Raw genomic sequence first — 20714 nt, forward strand, 5'->3', positions numbered from 1 at the left:
TTCTCCTGCCTGTTGAATGAGAGCTATTACTCTAGCCGCCGTCGGGCTGGATAGCATTGCGAAATCAGGTCATAATATTTTTCATTTACGCCATTTTGAGAAATGTTCTCATGTCAGTATCGCCTTCCGATCCCTGCTTTGAAATGGATAACCTGCCGCGCGCGGTTCTGGCTGTACAGAGCACCAGTAACGACGAGAACTGGGAAGTGGAACCCCATCGCCACCGCTGGGGGCAGCTAATCTATACCGTGCGTGGGCTCCTGCGTTGCGAAGTAGCGAACGGCCTGTGGCTGGTGCCGCCGCAGTGCGCGCTTTGGGTGCCCGGCGGCGAGCTGCACAGCACTCTGGGTTCGGCGTTCTGCGAATGCCTGTGTCTGTTTATCGAGCCCGATGCGGCGCAAAATCTGCCGACTCGCTGCTGCACGCTTTTCGTCGCGCCACTGCTGCGGGAACTGCTGCTACAGGCCAGTCGCCTGACGCTGATGTACGATCCTCTGGGGCCGGATGGTCGGCTGGTAGCGGTATTGCTGGATCAACTGGCCAGCGCGCCGGTAGAAAAACTGCATCTGCCAGTGGCGGATGACCGGCGGATTCGGCAGTTGATGGAACGGCTACTGGAAAACCCGGCGGATCGCTCTTCGCAGGCGGACTGGGCGCAGCGGGTGGGGATGAGCGAGCGAACCCTGAATCGGGTTGTGAAACAGCAGATGGGGATGAGCTTTGGCGAATGGCGCCGTCAGTTGCATATCGTTCTGGCGCTGCAGCGTATGGCGCAGGGGGAAAGCGTGCAGAGTATCGCGCTGGATCTGGGTTATGGGGGGGCCAGCGGCTTTATTACCATGTTCCGGAAGCTGATGGGCAGTCCGCCCGCTCGCTATCTGGCGAATAAAGCGAACGAAACGGATGACGCTGTCGGGCGGACGATAAAAATTCCGGCCCGCTACCGTCCGCTTATCAGGAACGCTGGCTCGATTTCCGATCGGAAATAATCACCAGCCCAATCCCCGATAGCGTGATGGCTATCGACAGCAGCATTCGCAGATTAAGGGCTTCGCCCATCAATATCAGACCGCCCAGCGCTGCCAGGCAGGGGACGCTAAGCTGAAGCGTGCTGGCGGTGGTGGGGCTAAGGTGGGGCAGCAGGGAATACCAGAGCAGATAGGCAGCGCCCGAGGCCAGCGCGCCGGAAACTACCGCCAGCGTGAATCCCATGGCATCGGCGTGCAGCGCCAGGGTACTGAACAGCAGTGCCGCAACGGCCAGCGGCACGGACAGGATAAAGTTTCCTGCGGTTGCAGCGGCAGCATCCTTCACTCTTTTACCGGTAATGCAGTAGATGGCCCAGGCGCTGCCCGCCACTATCATCATTAGCGCAGCAAACGGCGAAGGACGCCCGGCGCCGGGCAGCAGTAACAGGCCGATACCCGCGACTGCGGCAATCATGCCGATGGTTTTTAGCGCGCTCAGCCGTTCGCCACGCAGTAGCCCCCAGCCGGTCATCACACACTGAACGGTGCCGAACAGCAGCAGAGCGCCTGCGGCGGTATCCAGCGACAGATAAGCCACGGAAAACGCGAAAACATAAACGCACAGTAGCAGCGCATTAGCGACGTTAAATTCCGGCTTCTTTTTTATCCCGGGAAGCTGCAACAGCAGGAAAAGCGCCAGGGCGCCGCTGAGCAGACGCACGCTGCTGAATGACACGGCATCGATATGCCCTGCCTTAAGGGCCAGTCGGCACAGCAGGGAATTAGCGGCAAAGGCCATCATCGCCAGCACAATTTTGAGTATCATCAGTCCGTCCTTCCCGAAGCGTTTGCGGGCCATTTCCAGCAAACGCTACGCGATAATCAGATTCAGCTCAATTCGGATGCTACCGTCATTCTAATGGCGTCAGGAACAGATGTTCGCACCAGGTTTTTCGGGCGCCCAGTTTTACGGAGAGGTTAAATGCCGTCTGGCACAGATGCTGCGCCAGCCCTTCCTGACTGCGGGATTCCGTCAGCCGCGAAGCGGGGCCGGTCAGGGCGAGTGCGGCCACCAGACGATCGCCTTCGCCAAACACCGGAAGCGAAAACGCGGCAATGTGGGGATCCCGGACGCCAGCGGTGTAGAGGGGCAGTCGGGGTGTTTCGCTAAAGAGCGGTTCGTTTAATCCCCAGTGGCGTAACACCTGACCGATGGCGGAATTATCAAGGGGAAGGGACGTGCCCGGCAGACGGGTTTCCCGCAGCCCTTCAGAGGATTCAGCCCGAAACAGACACAGCCGCTGGTTATTCTCAATGACATACCAGGATGCGCTTTCGTGGGTTGCCGCCGCCAGCGCATGGAGTTCGGGCTGAACGATACTGGCCAGATGGAAGGATTGCTCGTACAGCTTTCCCAGGTACAGCAGGCGGGGGCCAAGCGTATAGATGCCGTTCTCATGTCGGATGACATAGTTCATACGCTCCAGCGAATTCATCAGGCGATATACCGTGGTTTTATGGTAGCCGGAAAGCTGTGACAGCTCGGTCAGTGACAGTGATTCCTCCCCCGGCTTAAAACAGTCCAGCAGCGCCAGCGCCTTTTCTACGGCATTTACACCTTCATTTCCCATTTCGCGTTCTCCAGATTTCTGCGGGATATAGTCTACCGTGCAAACTGTGATTTACATCGTGTTTACATCACAAATAGCGGTTTAACGCTGGCAAAGGTCAAATTATGCCTTATATAGTAGTTTCATAATGTACAACATGGTTTTACACAGTAAAACAATATGGAGGCTTTTATGGCAGAAAAAACGCAATCGCTGATCAATCGTACAATCACTCGTGTCTCTGCGGACGATGTCAGGCAGGCCGCTCGCTTTCAGGCGGCAATTCTGGCGGATGTGGCTGGCAGGCGCGGTACGCTGCATGGCCGGGTGAAACCGGTCGCTAATACCATGAAAGTGGCGGGCCCGGCGATTACCGTTGAGGTTCGGCCCGGGGATAACCTGGCTATTCATGCCGCGCTGGCTATTGCGCAGCCCGGAGATGTGATCGTGGTGGACGGTAAAGGCGATATCAGTTGCGCGCTGATCGGTGAAATTATGTCAACCCAGGCCGAGGCATCAGGAATCGCTGGCATCATTATTGATGGCGCAGTTCGGGACGCCGATGCCCTGGCTGCCCGGGGCTTCCCCGTTTTTGCCGCAGGGCTGAATCCTTGCGGACCGACCAAGGCCATCGCCGGGCGGGTCAATTACCCCGTTTCGGTGGCTGGTGCCGCGATTCAGCCGGGGGATTTAATCGTGGGGGATGTCGACGGCGTGGTGGTTCTGCCCCGGGAAGAGGTATCGCTCCTGCTGGAACTGGCGCAGCAAAAGCTCGATACCGAAAACCGTCGTATTGCTGCCATTCATGAAGGGGATATCCGCGCTCCCTGGCTTGAAAAGACGCTGCGTGCTGGCGGCATGCTTGCCGAAGGGGAGACTCTGTAATGAATCAGCGTAAAGTTATTTTAGTCACCGGAAGCGACCTGGCACCGCAGGCGCTGGCGCTTTTGCACGATTATCAGATTGTTTATGCAGGCAGACAGCCCACGGAAAAAGAGCTGGTCGCGCTGTGCTGCACCCATAATCCCGTCGCGATTATTGTACGCTACGGCAAAATTAACGCCCGTATCATGGATGCCGCACCGGCTCTGCGGGTGATCTCCAAACACGGTAGCGGTATCGATGTTATCGATCGGGCAGCGGCGGCGGAGCGCAATATCGAAGTGCGCGCCGCGATTGGCGCCAATGCCGCTGCCGTTGCGGAACATACCTGGGCGCTGATTCTGGCCTGCGCAAAGTCGGTTCCGACCCTGGACCGGCGTCTCAGACAGGGGCATTGGGATAAATCGACGCACAAATCAACGGAACTGGCGGGCCGCACCCTGGGGCTGGTAGGGCTGGGGGCGATTGGGCGTCGCGTGGCCGTGGTCGGACAGGCTTTTGGCATGAAAGTAATAGCCTATGATCCCTGGGCGGAAACCTTCCCGGAAGGCTGCACGTCGGTGACCTTTCCCCAACTGCTGGGCAGCGCCGATGTGATTTCGCTGCATTGCCCGCTGACCGAACAAAACAGCAAGATGATCAATGATGAAGCGCTGGCCCGGTGTCAGCCGGGAACCATTCTGGTCAACACGGCGCGCGGCGGGTTGATTGACGATGAGGCCCTGCTAAGGGCGCTGGATAACGGCACGCTCAGTTGGGCGGCGCTGGATAGTTTTACCAGCGAACCATTAACGGCCCCCCATATCTGGCAGCAGGTCGAGAATGTGATTATCTCGCCGCATATCGGCGGCGTGAGTCATGACTCCTATATCAATATGGGGTGTGCGGCAGCCAGCAACGTGCTTGAGGTGCTGGGCGAGGCGGAATGGGATGGTGTCGCATGATCTTTCTGACTCAGCCGGAAATTCGCCAGGCCACGATTTTTACCCGACTTCCTGACCGTTTTCGCCAGCCCGATGAGCGTAACCCCTGGTCCCAGGCCAATCGGGGCGGGCAGCCCGTTGACTCTTTTCTGGAGGGGCCGGTGTGGCACCCCTCTGGCTGCCTGTATGTCACGGATATTCCCTACGGTCGGATCTTTCGCGTTGATCCATCCGGTGACTGGGAGCTGATTGTTCAGTATCCGGGAGAGCCTAACGGTATGAAACTGGTAGGGGAGGATACGCTGCTTATCACCGATTACCGTCACGGGCTGATGAAGCTCTGTTTATCAGAACGTACGGTAACGCCCTGGCTTTCACGGCGTAACAGCGAAAGTTTTCGCGGCGTGAATGACCTGACGATTTTACCGACCAGGGGCAGACCGGGCTGCACGATCCCACCGGGCGCGTCTACCGGCTGTCCCGGGAAGGAAAGCTCGACCTGCTGCTGGATAACTGTCCCAGCCCGAACGGGCTGGTGCTCTCGCCGGATGAAAACATTTTGTATGTAGCCATGACGCGCGGCAACTGTATCTGGCGGGTGCCGCTACAGAAGGATGGTTCGGTCAGCAAGGTCGGTCAGTTTTTTACCTCGCATGGCCCCAGTGGCCCGGATGGTCTGGCGATGAATAGCCGGGGGGAGCTGCTCATCGCTAATCCCGGTCTTGGGCGCATCTGGCTGCTTAATGAGCTGGGTGAACCGCTGGAGATCATTACCAGCCCGGCGGGCCGTTCGACCACCAACCTCTGTTTCGGCGGTGAGGATATGCGTCAGCTATTGATTACCGAATCCGTTAGCGGCGCGATTTTGTCCTGCCCTGTGACCGTTCCCGGACAGCCCATCCCTGCCTCTCTCTGAATAAAAAATACGGCGTCATCTGAACGCATCGGAGCTTACCATGACCCTGCTATCATCAACCGAAAATATGTCGGAAAAACCGGCTATTACCCAAAATGCGCACAGCCAACTGGATAAAAATGAATTCCAGTTGAGTGAAGCCGCAGCAAAGAAAGCGTTCACACGCATTCTGCCTTTTATCTTTATCTGCTATGTCGTCAGTTATCTGGATCGCACCAATATCAGCTTTGCTGCGCTGGGCATGAACAGCGATCTGGGAATTACCGCCGCTCAGTTCGGTTTTGGCGCCGGTATGTTTTTTATTGGCTACTTTCTTTTTGAAATCCCCAGCAACCTTATTATGCAAAAGGTGGGCGCGCGGATTTGGATCGCCCGCATTATGATCTCATGGGGGCTAATCTCCATGGCGACCGCATTTGTCACCGGGCCGACCAGCTTTGCGATTGCCCGCTTTTTGCTGGGCGTGGCGGAAGCCGGTTTTACGCCGGGGATCTATCTGTTTTTCACTTACTGGTTCCCGGGATCCTGGCGGGCCAAAATAACGGCGGCGTTTCTGGTCGGGATTCCTGTCGCTAATATTATTGGCGCCCCCATTTCCGGGGCGCTGATGCAAATGACTCACCACGAATATATTCGTAACTGGCAGTGGCTGCTGTTGATTGAAGGCATACCGGCGGTTTTCCTGGGCGTGCTCTGTCTTTTTTTCCTGAGCGATAGCCCGGAAAAGGCGCGCTGGCTGGATACCAATGAAAAACGCCTGCTGGTTCGCCGCCTTGAATCGGAGCAGAGCCGCATCGCCCAAACCCATGGCGCCAGTCTGAGCGATGCATTACGCAATCCGTTGCTGTATCTGCTGGCCTTTATTAACTTCTGCGGGATTGTGGGATCGATTGGCATAGGACTCTGGATGCCGCAAATTATTGAACAACTGGGCGTCAGCCATTCCACCACGGGATTGCTGACCGCGTTGCCCTACGTTTGCGGCGCCGTTGCAATGCTGCTTTGGGCGCGTCTGGCCCATCATTCCCGCCACCGGATTGCGTGGATTAGCAGCGCGCTGGTGATGGCGGCGCTGGCGCTGGGCTGTAGCGCGATGATTGCGGCACCTGTCGCGAAAATGCTGGCGCTGTGCATTGCCGTGAGCGGTATTTTGTCGTTCCAGGCCTCTTTCTGGGCCCTGCCGTCGGGATTCCTCACCGGCAATGCGGCTGCGGCTGGGTTAGCGATAATTGTCTCGGTGGGGAATCTGGGGGGATTCTTTGGTCCTTCGCTGATTGGCTATATCAAACAGGCGACGGATGGATTTATCTGGCCGCTGCTGGCGGTTTCCGCTGTGCTCTTTATCGGCGCACTGGCTGTTGCCACCGTCAGAGATCCCTGGAGAAACCTTTGAACCTGTCTGTAGGAAAGTAAAAAGGCGCTGAAAACAGCGCCTTTTACATTTACTTGCCAGCGACAGAGGCGTGGTTTTCCACCTCTACCCGCAGCGTACTTTTGCGTCCCATTATCAGCACCGCTATTCCGCCTGTCAGGCAGAGCAGGGCCAGCGGCAGCATCGCCAGGGTATGGCTGCCGGTCGCATCGTTAATCACACCGTAGACATTAACCATGATTCCCCCGCCAATCAGATTCGCCATAGCGCCAATCGCCGCCAGGCCCGCGGCAGCGGTGGAAGAGGAAAGCCAGCCGGAAGCCAGCGCCCAGAAGGGGCCTTTCATGGAGTAAGCGCCAATCAGAACCAGTGACAAAATCACCACGCTGCCCGGCAGCGAGTTTGTCATAAAGGCCGAAAGCAGCCCGCCCGCAATCAGGAATAGCGTCAGCGCGGTATGCCAGCGGCGTTCACCGGTCCGGTCGGAGCTACGGCCCCAGACGATCATCAGAATCGATGCCAGACCATAGGGAATGCTGTTCACCAGGCCGGTCATAAAATTGTTCAGCCCAAACGAGTGTAATAACTGAGGAGACCAGACGCTAAGGGTGGATCCCGCGGCTGAGGCACCCGCGTAAATCAGCGCCATCGCCCAGATGTGTTTATGGCGTAACAGTTGCCACAGCGAAATATGGCCGATGGCCTTACGCTGTGCGTTTTCTACCGTCATGGTATCGCTCAGCCATTTTTTCTGGGCATCCGTCAACCAGCGGGCATTTTCAGGGCGGTTGCTCAACAGGAAAAAGGCCGCGATACCCAGCAAAATGGCCGGGAATCCTTCCAGAATAAACAGCCAGTGCCAGCCGCGCATACCCAACCAGCCGTCCATGCTCAGGATCGCTCCGGAAATCGGTGAACCAATGAAATTCGCGGCGGGAATGGCGACCATAAAGGTGGCAATCACCCGGGCACGGTATTTGCCGGGTATCCAGTAGGTTAAATAGAGAATGACGCCGGGGAAGAAACCGGCTTCCGCCGCGCCCAGCAGGAAACGCAGCACGTAGAGCGTTTCAGCTCTCTGAACGAAGGCGGTGCAGATAGAAACGATCCCCCAGGAAATCATGATGCGCGAGATCCATATCTTTGCGCCAATCTTCTGCATTGCCAGATTACTGGGGACTTCAAAAATAAAATAGCCGATGAAGAACAGACTGCTGGCCAGGCCAAATACCGCTTTTGATAATCCTAAATCTTCGTTCATCTGCAGCGAAGCCATGCCGATATTGCCGCGATCGATAATGGCTATCAGATAGCAGACGATCAGAAAAGGCAGGATACGCCAGATAACTCGTTTGACGGTTTGCTGCTCAAGATGCTCCGCAGAAGATGCGCTATGTAACTCCTCAGACATGATATACCCCTAACTGGTTGATAATCCTCATCCCTAACCCGATGCGTTTCTCTTGTTTTACTGTGTAAAACCATGATGTACACAGTAAAATTATTATCCTGGGAGCGGCATTTACGCACGGGGGGTTGTGACGATGTTGGGCCCTTTGTCACAAAAATGTATCAACGATGTTTCTTATATGAGATCTGACGAGCGTTATTGCCGGGAGAAATACACAGAGGTAAGGAGGGAATAGAGCCCTGCGCGATGAATGCGCAAGGCGGGTGAAACATTACGGGGAGTCGGCTGACAGTCGCTTATAAAATATCGTGGTGCCCGCCAGACTCCCGTCGGAATTGATGGCGAAATCGGGAATACGGCCCGCTTCCTGATAGCCCAGGCTGCGGTAGAGCATCGAGGCCGGATCGCCGGTGCGGGTATCCAGCACCAGCAGGGAACGCTGTCGGGCGCGGGCCTGACGCTCCACTTCCTGCATCAGCGCTTTACCGATACCGCGCTGGCGGTAGCGGGTATCCACCATCAGCTTTTCCACCTCGGCCCGGTGAATGCCATTCGCTTTACCGCATAGCGAAAGCTGCACGGCGCCTGTAACCTGATCTCCATCCAGCATCAGCAGCAGTTCACGATGACCGGTTTCCACATCTTCGGCCATCTGTTGCCAGTATATTTCGGCCTCTTGCGACGTCAGGGGAGCCAGAAACCCTACCGACGCGTCGCTGGCGACGCAGTCATCAAGCAGCGCGCAAAGCGCCTGCCGCCAGGGGGTCAGGTGGGTGATTCGTTCAATGTTCATGCGTTAACGTTTCCACATTAATTGGCGAGGGTTAAGATTAAATTTACCTCAGCGCGGCGGCGGTGGTCATAGGGATTTCTTCTGGCTTAATGGCGGTGCACGCCGCCGGGATGTTCCTGATTCAGCGGGATCAGAGTGTCTTCGCTCTCTCTGGGGCGGGTCAGGGTGTGGACTATTCCACATTCGCTGACCGGCCTGCCAGATCCGCAGTGGTCGCTCAGGGTTTTAAGCTGATGTTCCAGCGCCAGCAGCTCCTGAATACGCTGCTGCACGTGGTGCAGATGCTCATTAACGATGTCGTCGATCTGGCTGCAATCCTCATCGTTACGGCTCAGCGCCTGCAACAGACCGCGAATCTCATCGTGGGTCATATCCAGAGCCCGACAGCGGCGAATAAACAGCAGTCTTTCCAGGTGGCTGCTGTCATAGTGCCGGTAATTATTGGCGCTATCACGCAGCGGCAGGTGCAGCAGCCCCTCTTTTTCGTAGTAACGTACGGTTTCCACCGGGCAGTTTGCCTGGCGGGCCAGTTCACCAATTTTCATTTGTCGCTCTCCCGGGGTTGACCCTGTAGTGACTTCAGGGTTTGTAATGACCAGTATAGAGAACCGACGGGACGAAGAAAATGAGCGACTGTGGAATAAAAAATAAACCGGATCAGGAAGCCGACAACCCTTGCGGCTGCCAGCATTCGTCCGGGCATCAGCACGATCATCAACATTCTCATGACCATAATGGCGACAGTTGCTGCGGGCCTGCGCCGGTCAGCTTTAATCCGCTGGGGGCTTCTCAGGCAGTGGCCGGAGGGCTGCGCACCGATATCCGCATAATGCAGATGGACTGCCCGGTGGAAGAGAACCTGATCCGTAAAAAACTCGGCGGCATGGACGCGGTGAAGGCGCTGGAATTTAACCTGATGCAGCGGGTACTGACGGTGACCCACACCCCGGAAGCGCTGGAGGCGATTCTGGATGCCATCCGAACGCTCGGCTTTGAGCCGGAACTGTCGGTTCAGGGAGAACCTAAGGTTGAAGAAAAGAAAAAGCCCTGGTGGCCGCTGGCACTGTCCGGCGTGGCGGCGATTGCCGCAGAAGTCACCCACTGGGCCGGGTTGCCCGAATGGCTCACCGCCGCTCTGGCGCTGCTGGCGGTGTTCTCCTGCGGGTTCACGACTTACAAGAAAGGCTGGATATCCATCCGTAATGCCAACCTCAACATTAACGCTCTGATGAGTATTGCCGTCACCGGCGCGCTGATTCTGGGTCAGTGGCCTGAGGCGGCGATGGTGATGGTGCTGTTTACCATCGCCGAACTTATCGAAGCAAAGTCGCTGGACCGCGCCCGTAACGCCATTGGTTCGCTTATGAGCCTGACGCCGGACACTGCCGTAGTGCAGCAGCCGGACGGTAGCTGGCAGGAGGTGGAAGCGAAAAGCGTACAGCCGGGAAGCGTGGTGCGGGTTAAACCCGGCGAGCGTATTGGGCTGGATGGTGAAATTGTACGTGGGCGTACCACCGTCAATCAGGCGCCGATTACCGGTGAAAGCCTGCCGGTAGATAAAACCAGCGGCGATCCAGTGTTCGCAGGCACCATCAATGAATCTGGCGTCTTCGACTACCGGGCTACGGCGGCGGCCAGCGATACCACTCTGGCGCGCATTATCCATGCGGTGGAAGAGGCTCAGGGGATGAAAGCGCCGACCCAGCGCTTTGTCGATAGCTTCTCGCGCATCTATACGCCGGTAGTCATCGGCATCGCCGCGGCGGTGGCGGTTCTTCCGCCGCTGTTCGGGGCAGGAAGCTGGCAGGAGTGGATCTACAAAGCGCTGGTGATGCTGGTGATTGCCTGCCCGTGCGCGCTGGTGATCTCCACGCCGGTGACCATCGTTAGCGGCCTGACCGCCGCGGCGCGTAAAGGGATTCTGGTTAAGGGCGGCGTTTATCTGGAGCAGGGCCGTAAGCTTGGCGCGCTGGCGCTGGATAAAACCGGCACCATCACCCACGGTAAGCCGGTACAGACCGATGCCACTATTCTTGATGGCGTGGACGATGCTGAAGGTCGGCTGCTTGCGGCAAGCCTTGCCAGCAATTCGGACCATCCGGTATCGCTGGCGGTAGCCGCGGCCGCGGCGGGGCAGTTTACGCTGCGCGAGGTGGATAACTTCGAAGCGCTGGCCGGGATGGGCGTGTGCGGCGATATCGACGGGCAGCGCTATTACCTTGGCAACCTGCGGCTGGCCCGGGAAACCTCTGGCTGTCCCCCGGAGATCGCCGAACGGGTACAGGCGCTGGAAGGCCAGGGCAAAACCGTGATTCTGCTCAACGACGGTCAGCGGGTGCTGGGGCTGTTTGCCGTGGCGGATACCGTAAAAGAGAGCAGCCGCGAAGCCATCGCCCAGTTGCATGCCCTGGGGGTGAAAACCGTGATGCTGACCGGCGATAATCCCCACACCGCCCGGGCCATTGCCGCCCAGGTGGGGATTGATGAGGCCCGGGGCAATCAGCTTCCCGCCGATAAATACGCTGCCGTGCAGGCTCTTTCCGGCCAGGGCGTCGCCGGCATGGTGGGCGACGGCATAAACGATGCCCCGGCGCTGGCTGCTGCCGATATCGGTTTCGCCATGGGGGCGATGGGCACCGATACCGCCATTGAAACAGCGGACGTGGCGCTAATGGATGATGATCTGGGCAAAATCCCGGCCTTTGTCCGTCTCTCTAAACAGACTTACGCGCTACTGGTGCAGAACATCAGCATAGCGCTGGGAATCAAGGCTCTGTTTCTGGCCCTGACCCTTGCCGGTATGGGCACCATGTGGATGGCGGTATTCGCCGACGTCGGGGCCAGCCTGCTGGTGGTGGCTAACGGGCTGCGGTTGCTGCGTAAATAGCCTTTATCTTTATGGCCCCGTTATGAAGGGAATCAGGCCTGTATGTTTGCAAGGCTTGTTGAGGTGAAAGATTCTCACGATCGCTACCTATAAATCACAGTGGGTTTTCATATTACTTATCATATCGACACCAGGTTTTCGATGGTGTCGATATTTTTCTGATAGATTCGTCGGACCTGTCGATACGCCACATATTACACATCACGCGGTACTACAAAGATATCCTCCCTTACACTATAACTACTGCCTGATATTAATGGGTTGAGGCTGTTTCTTTAGATGTTTTAAGTGGTTTTTTATGTGATTTTTTGTTATCGAGAAATTTATTTTTATTTAATGGCATTAAATATGATTTTTTTAGTATTAAATTAATGGCGATTTTATTTTTGGTTTTGATATAAAAGTAATGTGTTCCAGTAATTGACCGGTTGTGGTTCAGTTGGGTTACTTAACTGGAGCTTTTAATTGTTAATTAGTGATAATAAGGAGATGTATATGATAATTCGTTCGTTGGATGATATAATAAATACTGAACGTGATGTGTCCTGGGGGGCAGGTAAAAGTCGGCGCTTGCTTCTGGAAAAGGATGGTCTTGGTTACTCGATTATGGAAACTATCGTTGAGTCTGGTAGTCAATCTGTACTGGAATATACCAATCACCTTGAAACATGTTACTGCATTGAGGGCGAGGGTTGGGTAAAAGACCTGGCAACTGGAGAGCGGCATGAGATTTATCCCGGTGTCATGTACTCTTTGAATAACCATGATAAACATATCCTTGCCGCAACTACACGGTTAAAACTACTCAGCGTATTTATGCCTGCGTTGATTGGTCCGGAATCGCACAATCTACGCGAAGATGGCGGTAGTTCCAGTTATTAACTCCCCTTCCATTACCGTACGGGATCTAAGATATGGAGCAGTCCATACAGGTAGATGTGCTTATTATTGGTGCCGGTGTGACTGGTTTAACTGCCGCACTTCGGTTGCTACAACAGGCTGAGAGTCATCGGCAGCAGTTGAGTGTTTGTTTGCTGGAAAAGTCCGATGAAATAGGTGGGCATATTATATCCGGTGCGGTAATGGATACTCGTGCATTGGACGAACTGTATCCAGACTGGGAAAAGGAAGCAAGTACATGGTTAACGCCGTGTATAGAAGAAATGCTTCATTTTATGTTGACCCGGAGACAGGTTATCAGTTTACCTGACCATGTTATTCCGGAAGTATTTTTGCATCGCCAGTGTCGGCTGGTCAGTTTATCTGAATTATGCCGATGGCTGGCGGGTAAAGTTATCGCTGCTGGTGGCGATATTCTGACGGGCGTTAGTGGTAGCCAACTGACATTTGATCATGCAGGACGCGTCAGTGGTGTAATCACTGGTGATTATGGCCGGGAGTCGTCGGGTGAACCTGGCCCCGGCTTTATTTCTGGCATGCGGATTCAGGCGCGTCAAACGCTACTGGCGGAAGGTACCCGTGGTTCGCTTAGTCGTGATGCTATCGGGCATTTTGGGCTGGCGGCGACAGCCAGTCAGCCACAGCACTATGCATTGGGATTAAAGGAGCTGTGGCAGATAGATGAGAGTTTGCATTTCCCTGGTCGCGTTGAGCATTTCACGGGGTGGCCGTTGGCACCGCTGAGGGTTAATGGCGGATTGTTTGCTTACCATATGCCGAATTGTCAGTTGGCGTTGGGGATGGTCGCCGATCTGGATTATAGCGATATTCGATTTAATCCTTTCGAAACTTTCCAGCGCGCCAAGCATCACCCCCGACTGGCACAGTTACTGGCTGGAGGGGCACGTATTGCTTTCGGCGCTCGTGCGTTAGCGAAAGGTGGATTAAAGGCCTTACCCCAAATGACGTTTCCGGGCGGTATGCTGCTGGGATGTGCCGCAGGTACGCTCAATCCCCAGCGCATGCAGGGGATTCATACCGCAATGAAAAGCGCTTTATTAGCCGCGGATGTGCTTTATCCCTGGTTACAGGGCCAACCGAACGATGGCCAACTGGCGCAGGCGTTTTCAAATGCCTTTCGGGAATCCTGGCTGTGGAATGAGCTGTATGATGCTCGTGATTTTCCCGTTACAGTGCGACGTTTCGGTACATTGTGCGGTACAGCGCTGTGGTGGGTAAGCGGCTTCTCTTTGGCACGCATCTGGTTGTCGCGACTGACGCCACCTTTGGCGGATCATCGCCATGTTTCTGTCTCCTCGCGCTCCGCGAAGCTGCCGAAATTTGAGCCTGATGGCGTATTGAGTTTTGATCGCGCCTCTTCGCTGTACCTGAGCCGTATCGTCAGCCGTTCAACACAGCCTTGCCATTTGCGGTGTACGAACATGACACAACAACAGAGTGAAATGGCGACACACTACTGTCCGGGCGGGGTATTTGTCTGGCAAGAAAATGAATCCGGGCGGTGCTTACATATCAATGGGCAAAACTGCCTGCATTGCAAAACATGCGACATCAAAGATCCGCAACAAACATTGCGTTGGCACCCTCCAGAAGGGGGAAGTGGGCCACGTTATCAGGATATGTAATCAAGGGATGGGAATATGAAAATTCTGGTGGGGATCCATGAAGCCACAGAGTGGGATGATGCGCGTAAAAACGCGGTAGCGCGAACGGGAAAGCTAGACGAATTTTGCGCTGTTGCTCTGGAACAGGCGTTACGCCTAAAAGAACAGCATGAAGATGTTCAGGTTCTCGCGTTTTGTGCAGCTTCTACGCCGGAGGCCGTGTTGCGCCAGGCACTGGCTTTGGGGGCTGACCGAGCTATCGGGTATCGATTGACCGCACATGATGATCCCTGGCAGGTCGCCCGACTAATAGCCCAACTGGCCAGACAGGAGAACCCAGCGCTGATTTTATTGGGGAAACAGAGTACAGACTGGCAAAGTGGCGTTATGACTGGTCTGGTTGCCGGCCTGTTGAATTGGGCGCAGGCCGAACCGGTGAGCGAACTGCAGTTTGCCGCAGGGAAATGGCGGGCCTTGATCTATAACGAATATCATCAGGTATGTTCGGTGTTGGCACCCCCTGTAGTATTGGGCGTTGAACTGGGGGGAGCGGAGCCGCGTTACGCGACTTTACCGTCTATCCTTCGTTCTCGCCGTTTGCCGCTGGAGTGGTTGTCCGCAGAGCAAATAAACGACTCTTTGCTGACGTATACCGCGTTGACTCCCTGCCAGAGTCGACGCCGGGCGCAACAGTTGCATTCTATCGATGAACTGGTGTCATTACTGAAATATGAGGCAGAGAACAAATGACCATGATTAAGGTTTCCCTCATCATGCGCGTTGAGGAGGTGTCAGGCAGTGCTCTGCCTGCGGTGATAAGTATATTGCAAGGCTGGTCTGCGTCGATCGAGCTGTTGTTACTGACAGAAGCGCCAGTGACGGAGCCTGTAACACTGCCGATTGGTCTGGTGCAGGCACGGTGGGTGGATTATTCGGTTTTCGATGAGGGCGAAGCCAGTCTGGCGCTAACGCTGCATCAGGCTACCAGGGATTCAGATCATTTGCTGGTGTTCGAGGCGCGCGAATTGCGTCCGTTAGCGGCCATGCTGGCTGCGTTGCGGGGGGCTGCGCTGGTTACTGATGTGATCAGCATTGTGGCGGTAGACTGCTGTCAACGCCCCGTTTATGCCGGACAGGCGATAGCGACCGTTAAGACCAGAGCGCATAATCAGATCTGGACGCTACGAAGCCAGGCGTTTGGCCTGAGGGAGAGTGTATCAATGCAACAGACGGTGTTGCAGCGTTGCCCGGTGGTTAAAGCGAGCGGCACGGGCATTAAAGTATCCCGGCAACCGCACAGTTCTGTGCGACCGCCATTATCGCGGGCTGAAATTGTTGTTGGGGCGGGGCGGGGTGTGAGTCTACAGCAACTTTCAGTGCTGAGTGCCATCGCGGATAAATTGGGTGCTGCGTTGGGGGGGACCCGAGCGCTGGTAGAGGCGGGATACTTACCGGAACAGAGTCAAATAGGGCAAACGGGTGAACAAATTGCGCCAAAGGTTTATTTTGCCTGCGGCATTTCAGGTGCTATCCAGCATGTCGCAGGAATTGGCGGCAGTGGCATCATTATTGCCGTAAACAGCGATCCTCTGGCGCCGATAATACGGCATCATGCAGATTATTTTCTGATAGGCGATGTCTCTGAAGTACTTCCCGCCATACTGGATCGAATATGATCATGCATTCCTGAACGCCGTTTTCTGCGGTGGCTATAAAAGGGCGGTTATTTGTGCCAGGTCATATCGGAGCACGCCACGTCGAGCTTATGAAGTGTTGAACCGAGAGATGATGAGGCGCTGGCAACAGGTGTTTTCCAGCGGTTGTATTGATTTGTGCCGCTGACTGACGCAGGGAGCGAAACTTCTTTTAGGAAATGGCTATGGGGGAAAAAGGATATTGATAGATGACATCAGTGTTGAAATGTAAGAATATCATAAAGACTATATATAGAAACGATTCGCCCCTTGATTTTAGGGCGGGGGAGCATGGTAGTAGATGGTGAAAAAACTCTTTAGAATTATTCATCACGAATGTATGACATAATACAGTCATGTTGTTTGACTCTTATATCCGATGGGTTGACATTATGGTATAAAACAGGGAGTACGAACGATGATAGTGCTGATGATCGATGATGATGTGGACTTGGGCGAGACAATGAAACCCGTCTTGCAAATGTACGCTATCGATTTGGATGTGGTGCATTCCCCAGAGGAAGGCCTGGAACGGCTACAATCGAAGACATACGATCTGGTGTTATTGGATGTGATGTTGCCGCGTATTAATGGTCTGGAACTTTGCCGCACTATTCGTAGTCAGGGTGCTCCGTTATGCGACATACCTGTAATTATGCTGTCGGCCAGAACAGAATTGGTAGATATGGTGGTGGGCCTGGAGACCGGGGCTGATGATTATGTTGGCAAACCTTTTGAGCCTCGTGAGTTAATCGCTCGTATTAATGCGGTGCGTCGGCGTTTCAATGACATCAAAATCGAACCGCCGACAGTGACAGAAAAAATCAGAAATGAAATTTTTTTTAGAATTAACAATGATACATTACGTATTGACGTCCCTCGCGCTCGGGCCTTTGTTAACGATCGTCTACTGGATGTGACGTCGATGGAGTTTGAAATTTTGTTAGCGTTAGGGAAAAATCCAAGCCAGGTCCTAAGCCGTGAAGAACTACTATTACGCTGTAATGGCAGTAACGTTATCTATTCGCGTGGGATTGTCGCATTAGTCTATCGCCTGAGAAACAAAATACGTGCGGCAGGCGCGCAGGTCGATTTTATTCGTACCGTGCGTAGTAGAGGATACGCTGTTGTCGGTTACGTTAACTCACCGTAAGCCCGTTGAAATTGGGCTTGCAAGCCATAAGAAAAAGTCGCATTTATCCAGATTCGCTGTGGTGGATAGCCTATAGTGCTTCGCCAGTGGTTTGTAGCCTGAACGGGGTTCATTCGTAACGCGGGATATCCGCTCAGAGAATGGCAATCTAATTCCAGGCAGGGCATTTAGCATACCAGCCAGCCCCAACAACACAGACCGCTCTCTGCCAGGGCCAATTGTCCCCTCTGGTGTCCCCGCATTTTGCTGAGTGTAAACACGGCAAGTTTGCACCTTGCCTTGCCGACATACCCTGAACTGTAACGTGCTGCGGCATTTTCATTTATCCGCTCGACGCCTGGCGCGTCTTCCAGAATTATTCCGCTATCAGCCAGGCATACGGTTGCCTGAGTCTGCGTATGGCATAACCTGACTGGAGAAGCCGCCAACGTGGCTGCCTGCTCCAGCTTGCTCTGGCCTGGTACTCTCTGCCCACCGCTTAGCGATGTCGTTATGGCCGCGGCCGGAGGTATGTCCATATTGATGCTGACCGGTAGTGGACGACCGGAAGCCAGGTACTGTTGATGGATCTGCTCTAATTGACGCCCCGGCAGGATTGAGATCGCCAGTCGTTGATGCGCTGACAGAGAGTCGGTTCCTGATTCCGACTGGCAATAGACGAAACCGGAAGTGATATAGGATCCGGCGTCGTTTGGCGTATGCGTCAGTACCGGTAACTGCCATGGATGCTGAAAATATGGGTTACCCGGTGGTGATTGTTCATGAGGGATGAATACCGGTGCTTTGGCCCTGGCGATTAACCGGTGTACGTTGGCTGTGTTGAATGGGATCGTTAACTTCAACCTGTGACGCACCTTTGTTTCATCACCAAAACAACCCTGCAGAACCGGTAATTGTCCTCTGCTGTCAACAACGGGTAAAAGGTGATCCACTTACATCTCCACCAACGGTTCGCTATTGCGGTTACCGTGCGTCGGTGGTCCGGAATAACGTTGGGCATAATCCATGGCAATGGCGTCCAGGCGCATCAATGAGGTGTACTGGATGATTGGCATTTTCTTGAGCCAGGCTCGCAGTAAGTCAGGACACTCAAGATTCGACATGGACAGCTCCTTTTACCTGGTGAAGGCGTCCCGGCAGCAACATCATGATGGCTGGTATCAGGACTATGTCGATGAGCAAGGCAATTATCACACCAACCATCATCAGGCCGCCAAAACTTCGAATGTTACTCATAGAAGACAACAGGAACACCGAGAAGCTGAAAACAACCACAACAGCGGTCATTAATAGCGCGTTCCCAACTTCATTCAGAGTTGCGAACAGGGCATCCTGGGGGGTTGGGAGCAGCCGCAGGTAATGGCGGAAGGTATAGAACATATGCAAGGTTTCATCGACGATCAACCCAGTCAAAATACCGCCAATCAGGATAGTAAAGGTATCCATTGGGATATCCATAATCGCCATAATAGCCAGCACCATTACATAGGGCAGAACGTTTGGGATCATGCTGATCAGCCCGATGCTGAGACTACGCAAGCAATAGCACATCAGTACGGTAATAATTGCCAGCGTTACCATATAGCTGCTGACCATATTATCCAGCACGGCTTTTGACGTTCGGGCTAACAAATTAATCAATCCAGTAACTTTGACCTGGGCCAGTTCTCCCAGCTCTTGTTCAAAGATGTGCTGTACCTGTTCCGAAATACCGGTATACAGCGTTGCTTCCAGCCATGGCACCATGAAGGTAATACGGCCCTGGCGGTAGTCAAGACTGGCATAACGCATAATGGTGGAGTTGCCTTCTCCTTCCAGCAGGAAGAATTGCTCCCAGATCTGCTCCTGGCTCGGTATTTTCCGCTGGCTGGGATCGCCGTCGTGTATCGCCATATTGACTTCATCCATGTATGAGACCAGGCTGGTATGGCGGCCTATGGGGATCTTCAGTTCAAGATAAACGCGATCTACCGCGCGTTGTATGGCGTCGAGTACGGGCTTGCTGCGAAAGTCATTATTCTGTTGAGGTGTGACAATCAACTCCAGACTGACAGTACCGTGAAAGCGACTGTCGATAAATTCGGTCGCCAGACGAACAGGGTTATTTTTTTCCAGCCATAGCAGAGAATTATGTGAGAAACGCAGATGAGATAATTGTGAAATCGCGCCGATTAACAACAAGGAAAAAATAATAATGACTTTACGTGGGTGATTGATTCCCAGGCTGCCAAGCGCCACGACCCAACGTCCGGTGCGTGCCACATGCGTGCGTTTGTGGTTGGTATAGCGATCGGGCAGGAAGGCGATAGCCTGCGTTCCCCAGAACAACGCAAAGAAATAGCTGGTCAGCGTCACCACCATTCCGAAGATCCCGAGTGCGGCAATGGGGGCCAGGTCGGATGCCAGAAAACCAAGCAGGCCATCAGCGCTGGTCAGGATACTGAACAGGATTGGGTGGTGGGTATGCTTCATCGCATGTTTGAGCAAGCCGATACGTTCAACTCCCGGCTTGCAGAAACTGGCGCTGGCGAGCATAAAGTGAACAAACACGCATAGCATGATGGTGAGTCCCATCGGGATTAGGAACTGGGTCGGTGGTGTGATGGCTACACCACACAGCGCCATCAGTGACAGCATGGTCAGAATACTACAAACGAAAGCCAGTAATGCGGCGATACTGATCACCAGGCTACGGAAGATCAAGGCGATTGCCAGTATTGCGATCAAAATACAGGCGAAGGTGAAACGCGGCATGTCCTGGGAAATGATGCGAACGATTTCGGAGCTGACGACTGGAGCGCCGGAGGTGTGGATAATAAAACCGGGACTGTTAAAACGCTGCGTGACCTGTTCAATTTTTTTTGTCATTTCACTGTACTGTTCCGAACTCAGAAACTGTCGTTTCACCGCTTGTGCGTTATAAAGCGGACATGATTTTCCCGTAGATGGATCGGCGATACAGTCGTGTTTGTTAGGGGAGTAGCGGAAAGGTTCGATAATAATCGCTGTGGTTTTACCTTCTTTATCGATAATAAAGTTCTGGTAAAGCGGTGTTGTCAAAATGCGATTTCTTAGCGTGTGTGGATCATTTTTTTCATGTAATACATTTTTCATCAGCTCTTCAAGATAAATTCCGTTATTTTTGTATTCGATGAATGGAATGTTATACAGACTGAATGTTTCGGAGATATATGGCACCTCATTCTGTAATGCAAGGTGTAGTTCAGAAAATTTTTTTATAAATGATGTTGAAAATATGTCATTGCCGCTAACGGTTATGACAATGGGGTTGTCCTGGCCGAATTGCTTGCGAAAGTCATAGTATTTGATTAATGAAGAATCTTCCTGGTGCATAAATGCTTCAATACGACCATCATGATGCAATTTTGGCATTCCATAACTGATAAAGCCGCCGACCAGAACCAGTAATAATAGTGCGCTTTTTATTCTGTTAACAAACACCCAGAATAGTAATGCCGTCATGGCACGGTCGATGAAATTAATTATCAACATTGTCAATCCCTAATTGAAATACAGATGACCTACAACTTTCTAAGCTGTAGGTCGATTGTTTCAGATC

The 20714-nt window shown here is 53.8% G+C and carries 20 protein-coding genes; 12 read left to right on the forward strand and 8 right to left on the reverse strand.

Features of this window, described 5'->3' with window-relative positions:
- The first annotated feature begins 110 nt into the window (after positions 1–110).
- Complete coding sequence (locus tag FEM41_RS11760) at positions 111–989, forward strand: AraC family transcriptional regulator (protein ID WP_168198785.1); 879 nt, start codon at positions 111–113, stop codon at positions 987–989.
- Here the strand turns inward: FEM41_RS11760 and FEM41_RS11765 are convergent.
- Together FEM41_RS11765 and FEM41_RS11770 are read right to left on the reverse strand one after the other, a co-directional pair.
- Entirely contained in the window at positions 955–1794 is an 840-nt protein-coding gene (locus FEM41_RS11765) for a DMT family transporter (RefSeq protein ID WP_138096150.1), read from the reverse strand. The genes FEM41_RS11760 and FEM41_RS11765 overlap by 35 nt on opposite strands.
- 85 nt (positions 1795–1879) lie before the next feature.
- Positions 1880–2599, reverse strand: a complete 720-nt coding sequence (locus tag FEM41_RS11770; RefSeq protein ID WP_138096151.1) for an IclR family transcriptional regulator — start codon at positions 2597–2599, stop codon at positions 1880–1882.
- 171 nt (positions 2600–2770) lie between these two features.
- On the opposite strand from FEM41_RS11770, the gene FEM41_RS11775 reads away from it, so the two are divergent.
- The 5 genes from FEM41_RS11775 to FEM41_RS11790 all read left to right on the forward strand — a co-directional run bounded on the left by FEM41_RS11775 (position 2771) and on the right by FEM41_RS11790 (position 6692).
- Positions 2771–3463 carry an RraA family protein gene (locus FEM41_RS11775; protein ID WP_138096152.1) on the forward strand — a complete coding sequence of 231 codons (693 nt, stop codon included), beginning with the start codon at positions 2771–2773 and terminating at the stop codon, positions 3461–3463.
- Complete coding sequence (locus FEM41_RS11780; RefSeq protein ID WP_138096153.1) at positions 3463–4404, forward strand: hydroxyacid dehydrogenase; 942 nt, start codon at positions 3463–3465, stop codon at positions 4402–4404. The genes FEM41_RS11775 and FEM41_RS11780 overlap by 1 nt, the downstream gene beginning before the upstream one ends.
- Positions 4401–4952, forward strand: coding sequence for an SMP-30/gluconolactonase/LRE family protein (locus tag FEM41_RS25160; RefSeq protein ID WP_277753002.1), 552 nt, complete (start codon positions 4401–4403; stop codon positions 4950–4952). Before FEM41_RS11780 ends, FEM41_RS25160 begins: the two co-directional genes overlap by 4 nt.
- A complete protein-coding gene (locus FEM41_RS25165) occupies positions 4889–5299 on the forward strand; it encodes an SMP-30/gluconolactonase/LRE family protein (RefSeq protein ID WP_421805434.1) in 411 nt (136 codons plus the stop codon). Before FEM41_RS25160 ends, FEM41_RS25165 begins: the two co-directional genes overlap by 64 nt.
- 67 nt (positions 5300–5366) lie before the next feature.
- A complete protein-coding gene (locus FEM41_RS11790; protein WP_338324517.1) occupies positions 5367–6692 on the forward strand; it encodes an MFS transporter in 1326 nt (441 codons plus the stop codon).
- Between the two features lie 49 nt (positions 6693–6741).
- Here FEM41_RS11790 and FEM41_RS11795 read toward each other — a convergent pair whose 3' ends face one another.
- The 3 genes from FEM41_RS11795 to FEM41_RS11805 form a co-directional block, all read right to left on the reverse strand.
- Positions 6742–8082, reverse strand: coding sequence for an MFS transporter (locus tag FEM41_RS11795; RefSeq protein ID WP_138096155.1), 1341 nt, complete (start codon positions 8080–8082; stop codon positions 6742–6744).
- 271 nt (positions 8083–8353) lie between these two features.
- Positions 8354–8875: a GNAT family N-acetyltransferase gene (locus tag FEM41_RS11800; RefSeq protein WP_138096156.1), complete on the reverse strand. Its 522-nt coding sequence runs from the start codon at positions 8873–8875 to the stop codon at positions 8354–8356.
- Positions 8876–8961: 86 nt separating this feature from the next.
- Positions 8962–9420 (reverse strand): Cd(II)/Pb(II)-responsive transcriptional regulator, encoded by a 459-nt coding sequence (locus FEM41_RS11805; protein ID WP_138096157.1) that lies wholly within the window; start codon positions 9418–9420, stop codon positions 8962–8964.
- 80 nt (positions 9421–9500) lie between these two features.
- Here FEM41_RS11805 and FEM41_RS11810 point away from each other — a divergent pair, with 80 nt between their 5' ends.
- The 6 genes from FEM41_RS11810 (at position 9501) to FEM41_RS11835 (ending at position 17134) form a co-directional block, all read left to right on the forward strand.
- Complete coding sequence (locus FEM41_RS11810; protein WP_138096158.1) at positions 9501–11762, forward strand: heavy metal translocating P-type ATPase; 2262 nt, start codon at positions 9501–9503, stop codon at positions 11760–11762.
- Between the two features lie 495 nt (positions 11763–12257).
- The gene (locus tag FEM41_RS11815) at positions 12258–12644 is read left to right on the forward strand and encodes an ectoine synthase (protein WP_138096159.1); all 387 of its coding nucleotides are present in this window, start codon (positions 12258–12260) and stop codon (positions 12642–12644) included.
- A gap of 32 nt (positions 12645–12676) precedes the next feature.
- Positions 12677–14308 carry an electron transfer flavoprotein-ubiquinone oxidoreductase gene (locus FEM41_RS11820; protein WP_138096160.1) on the forward strand — a complete coding sequence of 544 codons (1632 nt, stop codon included), beginning with the start codon at positions 12677–12679 and terminating at the stop codon, positions 14306–14308.
- 15 nt (positions 14309–14323) lie between these two features.
- Entirely contained in the window at positions 14324–15037 is a 714-nt protein-coding gene (locus tag FEM41_RS11825) for an adenine nucleotide alpha hydrolase family protein (RefSeq protein ID WP_138096161.1), read from the forward strand.
- Positions 15034–15963 (forward strand): electron transfer flavoprotein subunit alpha/FixB family protein, encoded by a 930-nt coding sequence (locus FEM41_RS11830; protein ID WP_138096162.1) that lies wholly within the window; start codon positions 15034–15036, stop codon positions 15961–15963. Before FEM41_RS11825 ends, FEM41_RS11830 begins: the two co-directional genes overlap by 4 nt.
- Before the next feature lie 436 nt (positions 15964–16399).
- The gene (locus tag FEM41_RS11835; protein WP_138096163.1) at positions 16400–17134 is read left to right on the forward strand and encodes a response regulator transcription factor; all 735 of its coding nucleotides are present in this window, start codon (positions 16400–16402) and stop codon (positions 17132–17134) included.
- Positions 17135–17301: 167 nt separating this feature from the next.
- Here FEM41_RS11835 and FEM41_RS11840 read toward each other — a convergent pair whose 3' ends face one another.
- Genes FEM41_RS11840 through FEM41_RS11845 form a run of 3 tightly spaced genes read right to left on the reverse strand, consistent with a single transcriptional unit; the run spans position 17302 to position 20647 of the window.
- Positions 17302–18066 carry a UbiD family decarboxylase domain-containing protein gene (locus FEM41_RS11840; RefSeq protein WP_138096164.1) on the reverse strand — a complete coding sequence of 255 codons (765 nt, stop codon included), beginning with the start codon at positions 18064–18066 and terminating at the stop codon, positions 17302–17304.
- On the reverse strand, positions 18067–18237 hold the full coding sequence (locus FEM41_RS24525) for a hypothetical protein (RefSeq protein ID WP_168198786.1): 171 nt from the start codon (positions 18235–18237) through the stop codon (positions 18067–18069). It lies immediately after the preceding gene.
- Positions 18224–20647 (reverse strand): efflux RND transporter permease subunit, encoded by a 2424-nt coding sequence (locus tag FEM41_RS11845; RefSeq protein ID WP_138096165.1) that lies wholly within the window; start codon positions 20645–20647, stop codon positions 18224–18226. Before FEM41_RS11845 ends, FEM41_RS24525 begins: the two co-directional genes overlap by 14 nt.
- Between the last annotated feature and the right edge of the window lie 67 nt (positions 20648–20714).

Origin of the sequence: Jejubacter calystegiae (assembly GCF_005671395.1) — a bacterium.
In the GTDB taxonomy this organism is placed as follows: domain Bacteria; phylum Pseudomonadota; class Gammaproteobacteria; order Enterobacterales; family Enterobacteriaceae; genus Jejubacter; species Jejubacter calystegiae.